This is a genomic window from Magnetococcus sp. PR-3, assembly GCF_036689865.1.
GTDB lineage: Bacteria > Pseudomonadota > Magnetococcia > Magnetococcales > Magnetococcaceae > Magnetococcus.
The window spans coordinates 68,855-76,538 of the sequence record NZ_JBAHUQ010000033.1 but is presented as its reverse complement, the minus strand read 5'-3'; the positions used below and the strand labels follow the sequence as shown (position 1 = coordinate 76,538).

4 protein-coding genes are annotated in these 7,684 nt (G+C 48.0%); 1 reads left to right on the top strand and 3 read right to left on the bottom strand.

The features are described 5' to 3' along the window. Positions 1 to 75: 75 nt before the first annotated feature. The 3 genes from V5T57_RS16680 to V5T57_RS16670 all read right to left on the bottom strand — a co-directional run bounded on the left by V5T57_RS16680 (position 76) and on the right by V5T57_RS16670 (position 5,872). Positions 76 to 1,356 (bottom strand): NAD(P)/FAD-dependent oxidoreductase, encoded by a 1,281-nt coding sequence (locus V5T57_RS16680; RefSeq protein ID WP_332892389.1) that lies wholly within the window; start codon positions 1,354 to 1,356, stop codon positions 76 to 78. 216 nt (positions 1,357 to 1,572) lie between these two features. Continuing rightward, the gene (locus V5T57_RS16675) at positions 1,573 to 2,865 is read right to left on the bottom strand and encodes a DegT/DnrJ/EryC1/StrS family aminotransferase (protein WP_332892388.1); all 1,293 of its coding nucleotides are present in this window, start codon (positions 2,863 to 2,865) and stop codon (positions 1,573 to 1,575) included. A gap of 160 nt (positions 2,866 to 3,025) precedes the next feature. Further along, entirely contained in the window at positions 3,026 to 5,872 is a 2,847-nt protein-coding gene (locus V5T57_RS16670) for a putative bifunctional diguanylate cyclase/phosphodiesterase (RefSeq protein ID WP_332892387.1), read from the bottom strand. A 760-nt stretch (positions 5,873 to 6,632) separates the two neighbouring features. On the opposite strand from V5T57_RS16670, the gene V5T57_RS16665 reads away from it, so the two are divergent. Then, positions 6,633 to 7,682, top strand: coding sequence for a sugar ABC transporter substrate-binding protein (locus V5T57_RS16665; protein WP_332892386.1), 1,050 nt, complete (start codon positions 6,633 to 6,635; stop codon positions 7,680 to 7,682). Positions 7,683 to 7,684 lie beyond the last annotated feature (2 nt).

The window sequence follows — 7,684 nt, the reverse complement described above, 5'->3', positions numbered from 1 at the left end:
GCACACGATAAAAAAGGGGGGCAAACCTTTGTTTTCCCCCCTTATACAACCCTTATCCATGCCTAAAAGGGTGGATCATGTATCTTTTTTAAGACGCGTGATCCCCACCATGCGGAGTAAAAATTTCTCAAACATGGGCTCAGATGACCCCGTTTTCATTTTACGCATGAAGTATTTTTCGAAACCCACTTTGGCCAAATGGACCCACTTACCTTTGCGCATCCAGGCCACATTGCGTGGACCAATTTGTGGCATGGCCACAAAAGCCACCCCGGTATCCCCCATATCCGCGAGGCAAATCGCATTCCAAGTACCTTCATGGGTAAGAGGTTTACCCTGCAGATCCAGCTCAATGTTGTGCACAATGGCTGTGACCATAGACTCAATCATATACCCCGTCTTAGGGGTCCCCGTTGGGACTGGTGTTGCCTCAACTGGAGGGATAGCCACACAAACCCCAGCTGAAAAAACATTGGGCCAACTGGGGTTACGTTGATGTTTATCAACCTTCACAAAACCACGGGGGTTGCATAACTCATTCCCCACGTTGGCCACAGCGGGCACCCCACGAAATGCCGGTAACATCATGGAGAATTTGTGGGGCAGTTCATGCTGTTTGATCACATTGCCAGCACCATCATATTCATCAACAAACATCTTACCGGGCTCTACACGGGTCACCTTAGCATTGCAGATCCAATTGATGTGGTGTGAACGCAGCTCAGACTCCAACATGGTACGGGAGTCCCCCACCCCGGCCAGACCAAGGTGGCCAATATAGGGTTCTGAGGTCACATAGGTCATGGGCACCTGATCACGTAAACGGCGCTTACGCAGATCCGCATCCATGATAAAGGCAAACTCATAGGCAGGCCCAAAGCAAGAGGCACCCTGCACCGCACCAACCACCACGGGTCCAGGATCCTTAAGGAACGCATCCCACGCTTTGCCGGTAGATTGGGCGTGGGGAGTGGTACACACAGAGTGTGTACTGCCTTCTGGCCCTAACCCTTCTATCTCATCAAACGCCAACTCTGGTCCTGTACAGATCACCAAATAATCATAGTCCAGGTTACGCCCATCCGCTAAAACCAGCTGGTTCTCATCAGGTTTAATCTCCTGACAAGCCATGGGAATAAAATCGATCCCTTTTTTATTCAAATAGCCCTGCATTGGCAACTGAATCTCTTCAGCCGTACGCCAACCGACAGCCACCCAGGGGTTTGATGGTGTAAACGAAAAATGGTGACTGTTATGTACCACCGTTATTTTGTGCTCTTTACCTAAAACCCCTCGCAACTCATAAGCTGCTGGCCAGCCACCAACACCGCCACCCAACACAACGATATGTGCCATGAACATTCATTCCTTTTTTACTTAACACTCTGCAACCCATCCCATATGCGTAGCCTATTATTGGTTAGGCCGAGGCACCTTTACAATCAAAAGCTTATATATAGAATACACAGCTTTGATGCAGGGTATACAATAATAAAATAGAATTATAGTGAAAACAGCTTATCGGCTTATCAACAACGCACCATTGGTGTACACCCCCCTACCCCGATGGTATTAAATGAGGTTTTTATGGGTGAAAAACTCTTTTAGACTTTTGATCACATAGTTTGTCGCCGCTTCATCCATATCTTGATGAACAGGTAACAGAAGGCCATGTTTCATAATACGTGTCGCATGCGGTAGCGCCCCAACCACACGATGTGGCACATATTTGAACCCCGGTTGACGGGCAATATTGCCGCAACTTACCGTGCGGGTTTCAATACCAGCATCGGAAAGGTGGGTTCGCAGGTCTGCCACACTAAAAGGGGCTTCCTCTGTCAGCGTGACAGGAAAAGAGAAGCGTGCGTGCTCACTATTTGGGGTTGTTTTTTGTGTGCGTAAAAAACGGGAAAACGGGGTCATGGCCTGTTCAAGGTGTTGTGCACAATGTTGACGCGCTTTCAGTACATCGGGCAAGCGCAGAAGTTGTATTTCACCAATGGCCGATTGAATTTCAGTGGGTCTGAGGTTATAGCCCTGGTTCACAAACAGAAAGCGAGGATCAACCTCTGGGTAGCGCTCTGCATAAGGCTTTTCATCCCGGACATCCCGAACCCAACCATGGGCGCGGAGAATACGGATCATATCATCAATCACCGGATCATCCGTAATACACATCCCCCCTTCCATGGTGCTCATATGGTGTGAGTGATAAAAGCTGAATGTCCCAATACAGCCATGAGAACCGACTGCTTTTCCGTTGTAGCAGGCACCATTGGCTTCGGTACAATCTTCAATCAACAGAAGCTCATGCCGGGCACAAAGCTTACCTAAGGCATCCATATCACATGGGTTACCATAGCCATGAACAGCCATGAGAGCCCGCGTGCGTGGGGAGAGTGCAGCTTCAACACTGCGAGGTTCCAGGTTTAGTGTTTCAGGATTAACATCCACCACAACGGGTATGAGCTGATTTTGAATCAAAGGCCAAAAAGTGGTAGGCCATGCCAGCGCTGGAACAATCACCTCATCCCCTGGCTGCAGAGCTTGGTCTAACTTTGGGTTGCACAACGCTGAAATTGCTAAGAGTTTAGCTGAGGAACCCGAGTTACTCATGACCCCAAAACGGCTATTACGCGCGTGACTAAAAGCATGTTCAAACGCTTTAGTACGTGCCCCCATTTTTACATCGCCTTTTAAAAGGCACTGGGTCGCTGCAAGAATTTCTTCCGACCCATAGGGTCGTGTATAAGGGGCAATAAGAGGGTCATCGGGATTAAACTGATAACCATGCTGTGTCTGGCAAAACCCTTCTATAGCCTGTTGTAATGCTTCCAGGTAAGCAGACTGTTCAGACTTGGACATGCACCACCCCATCCCTTAAAAGTATGCGCAGCAAGAAGACGATGCACCACCTTATACCTTGGTGTCTGCAACCGTCTAAAAGAGCTGAGAAAAACTGCATTGTAACAGGCATTTACGACAGGTTTATGACAAGAGAACTGTCGCAGAGAATTGGATAAGATTAATCCTCAGAACCACCGACGGCACTTCCGGTATCTCTCTGTTTTTCCAATAAGGATAGAAACTCAGACGGGGGTAGCGGTTTACTGAAAAAGAACCCCTGAACCTGCTGACAATCCCGCCCACGCAGAAACTCCAGCTGTTGCGCATTCTCCACCCCTTCTGCAACAACACCCAGAGCCATCGCTTTTGCCATGGAGATAATGGAGGCGACAATGCTGGCGTCATCCTCATCCCCTTCCAGATCCCGGACAAAGGATTGATCAATTTTCAGGGCATGTAGAGGGAATTTTTTCAGGTAGCTCAACGAGGAATAACCGGTACCAAAATCATCAATAGAAATGCGTACACCCAAATCCCGCAACTGCTTGACGGTCTCAATGGTATTATCGACATCATGCATCGCGATGCTTTCTGTAATCTCCAACTCCAGACCACTGGCGGGCAGGCCCGTCTTATCCAGGGTATCCTGAATTTTTTCAATCAAATTAGGTTCTTGGAACTGGCGCGGTGATAAATTAACCGCTACCTGTACAGGGGGTAACCCCATATCCCACCACTGTTTGACCTGGCGACAGGCGCGGGTCAACACCAACTCACCCAAAGGCACAATCAACCCTGTCTCTTCGGCCAATGGAATAAAATCACCAGGGGGGATCACACCCCGTTCAGGGTGGATCCAACGAACCAGAGCCTCCATACCGACGATTTGGCGAGATTCTGCATCCACTTTTGGTTGATAATGAAGCATCAACTCTTGGTTATCGATGGCACGACGCAGCTCTGCCTCCATGACCAAACGTTTGGCGTTTTGATCATTCATATCAGGTGTAAAGAACTTATACGTACCCTTGCCTGACTCTTTGGCCTTAAACATGGCCGCATCTGCGTTCATGGTTAGAGCGTCATAGTCATCCCCATCCTGGCCATGAACGGCAATACCAATACTTGCCCCAACAAACAGCTCATTACCTTCTAAAGAAAAAGGCATTTGTAGTTGGTTGATGATGGTCTCTGATACATGGGCTGCATCTTCAGGACGATCCATACCCGGTAGAATGACCGCAAACTCATCCCCCCCTAAACGTGCAACCGTGTCACTTTTTCGCACACTGGCAATTAAACGTTTAGAGACCTGTAAGAGCAGTTCATCGCCTACACCATGGCCTAACGTGTCATTAATAATCTTAAAACGATCCAGGTCGACAAAGAGCAGACTCATCATTTTATTGGTCCGCTCGGCAACCCCAACTTCATGGGTTAAACGATCTCGGAACAGCACACGGTTGGGTAACTGTGTGAGAGGATCATAGAACGCCAGCCGTTCCAGTTGCTCTTCTGTATTTTTTTGGCGGCTAATGTCGTGAAAAACACCCACAAAATGGGTGATCTCCCCCAAACGGTTACGAATGGCACTAATAGACAACCATTTGGGGAACACCTCTCCATTACGCCGGCGATCCCAAATCTCTCCTCTCCAATTCCCCTCACCTATCAACTTTTTCCACATATGGGCATAGAAACTGGGATCGTGTCGTCCAGATTGTGTGACCTTGGGGTTTCGGCCCAAAACTTCATGCCGCATAAAGCCCGTAATCTGTTCATAGGCGGGGTTTACATCTAAAATTTTGTTGCGATGATTGGTAATAATAATGGCTTCTGAAGCGGTCTGAATCACCTGTTTGGCCAGCAACAGCTGCTGTTCTGTTTCCCGAGACTCCGTAATATCAACCACGGCCCCATCAAACCATCGTGCTAAGCCATGGTGATCTTTGACCAATTGGCCCCGATCACTAACCCACACCTCACCACGATCTGGGTGTAAAATACGATACTGCATATTATAGGGAACATGGGTTTTGATCGACCACTCCAGCGCCTCTTGCACCTCTTGCCAATCTTCAGGCAATACCAAGGATTTCAGGGTAACGGGCTCTTCTTTAGAGACCAATGTCTCAACATCAATTCCTGTCATATGCTGCAGGTCATCACTCGCATAGATTAGGGGTCGGTCCAGAGAGATCTTACAGCGATAGACAGAGGCATGAATACTGGCAACCAAGGCATGAAAGCGGGCATCATTTTCCCGCAGCAACCGGAAGTCACGCATATACAGTTCAAAGAAATAAACCAGCAACAAACCTAAAGCGGCCACCCGAAATAGATGGTAGAGCCACCAGTAGCGATCCCAAGTTTGGGCAAAGACAAAAAGCAGGGCCGCAGCGGCCATCAACAGGCTAAAGTTCCCCAACAAAAGTGGACCTTTAAAATCTTTGAGCACATGCCCACTGATCAAGGCAAACCAAGCTAAGACAAACCCCAAAGCACCAAGTAGATTCATTGCCATTGCAAGTTGGCTAAGCTTAGACCACGCCCCCATTTCCGGCACGGTTTGGGGTAAGAACATCGCCCAAGCGACCACTATGATCGCGCCACAAAAAGAGAGATACGGCAACCAAGAACGCCAACGCCATGTCCAGGGTAGCAACATGGCTGCACTTAACCCACCCCCTAAAAGCGTGGCTAAGCTATAGAGCCAAATAACAATATTTTCATCGGTACCTTTGGCGGTATGTAATGCCATAAGGAGGGCAGATAGGGCCAAAGAGGCCGATAGCCAGAGCAGTCGGGAGTGGATTTGCTGATTTCTATGCAGAAGCTTAATAATGACCGCCACAAAGAGTGCAGCAAAGCCAGCACCAGCCTCTAACAACACATGAAGACCATGGTGAGCCCACACACCATGACCTAACGAGAAATGGAGTAAAACGATAATCCCCAAAGGTAAAACGGCACCGGGCAACAGAGTACCCAGAAAAAGCCGCATAAAGAGTGAGGGATCCATCATTATAATCTAAACCACATTCCGATGAGATTAAGCGCTTTACCAACCAGAACTTAATCAAAATGAGTAAACGTGAGACCGTGGAGATAAGGCCTATTCGGCTTTCATCACCAAACGCTGTCTTTTTTTGAACCCTTTCCTGGGCATGCCCTACGGAAGAAATTTAGTTTAAACCACCCCGATAGGGTTATACCATCACGAACTCAAATCTTATTCAAAAAACACGCATTCTCACTGGTGAGGGGAGCCGGCATTCCCCCCATACCTTAAACAATGAGACCAAACCCACCATTGTTGCGACAGTTTCTTTCCTTTTAAAACACCCCACTCTTTATTGAACCAAGTATGGCTGGTTAACCCTGCCGCATTAAAATGAAACAACCATGAACCTGTGCCTGAATGAATATCCAACACGCACCAAACAGACTTTTTTCGCCCTTTCACCTACACCTGATCAATGCTTAAGGCGTGTTGAGCACCGAAAACAACCATTCCTTGGCCAACTCTACCTATTGAGAGTATGCATCCAGCCAACAGAGACCAATGACCCCCAGTTCAATACAAAAGTGCACGGCTCATGATACCTGCTATAACGAAGCATGTTCGGCATGCCATGCTTCCACGCACAACCCCTATAATAATTCTCCTATGGTATAAAAGAGGTGGCGCTTAAGAAAAAAGGCAAGCTGAGAATCACCTTCACCTTTTGCCCCAATAGGTTATACTGTTCAAACACCCTTTCACAGAGAATGAAAGTAGCCTTATGAAATCTCTCTTAGGTGCGGTTCTGCTGCTTTTCTGGTTCTTTTTTGCCCCCTTGGCCTATGCTCAAAACTTTCGGATTGGTGTGCTTGTTTGGTCCGATCAAATTGCCGGTCAAGTTGCCATGCTGGCAGGGCTAGAGTCCGAAGCTAACCGCTTAATGAAGCAAGCCAAAGAGCAAGATTTACCGACCTTTTCTCTGTATATTCAACGGGCAGGAGATGGGCAACAAGGCGTAACCAACCAGATCCAACAGATGCAAACCATGATTGAGCAAAGGGTGGATCTCATTATCGTCCAACCCACCGATAACGCTGCTCTGGCCGAGCAGCTACAAGCTGCCAATCGTGCCAATATACCTGTTGTCGCTTATGACCAATATATCAGTGGCGGCCACTTGTCTGCGTTTGTAACCTCAAACAACTACCAGGCAGGTTACCTGAACGGCGAGTATATGGCGCATCACTTTGATAATGATAAACCCATCCGACTTATTTTGGTGGAATACCCCCTGGTCTCCTCTACCATTGATCGGGTTGAAGGTTTTTTGGATGCACTGACCCAGCACAAGCAACCTTTTCAGATCATTCAACGCTATCAAGCTGTTGAACCTGTTGCAGGTACCCGCGTTGGGCAGAAGATTTTAAACTTCTTCCCCAATACAGGAAGCATTGATGCCATTTTTACGGTCAACGATGGGGGGGGGCTGGCCATGGTAAAAGTACTGGAAGAAGCCGGTCGGGATGAACTGTTTGTCGCAACGATTGATGGGGATCCAGCGTCAGTGGAACGCATACGCCAGGGTAGTATCATTAAAATTGACTCAGCCCAATTTTGTGGACCACTCGGGGCAGAAGCCATGCGTGCAGCTTATGCCATTTTAACCAATACACCTGTGGCAGAACATTGGCTGGTTCCTGTTTTTCCGATTACTAAAGAGACCGTGTCTCTTTATCCCGGGTGGTTAGGCCCTATCCCTGACAAACTAACCAAACCGTGGCACAGCACTAACCCCCTATGGCATGGACAGATGAAAGTCGTCGTACCATAATT

Coding starts and splice junctions, on each gene's coding strand:
- V5T57_RS16680 (WP_332892389.1), bottom strand. CDS start 1,356: ATGGCACATATCGTTGTGTTGGGTGGCGGTGTTGGTGGCTGGCCAGCA.
- V5T57_RS16675 (WP_332892388.1), bottom strand. CDS start 2,865: ATGTCCAAGTCTGAACAGTCTGCTTACCTGGAAGCATTACAACAGGCT.
- V5T57_RS16670 (WP_332892387.1), bottom strand. CDS start 5,872: ATGATGGATCCCTCACTCTTTATGCGGCTTTTTCTGGGTACTCTGTTG.
- V5T57_RS16665 (WP_332892386.1), top strand. CDS start 6,633: ATGAAATCTCTCTTAGGTGCGGTTCTGCTGCTTTTCTGGTTCTTTTTT.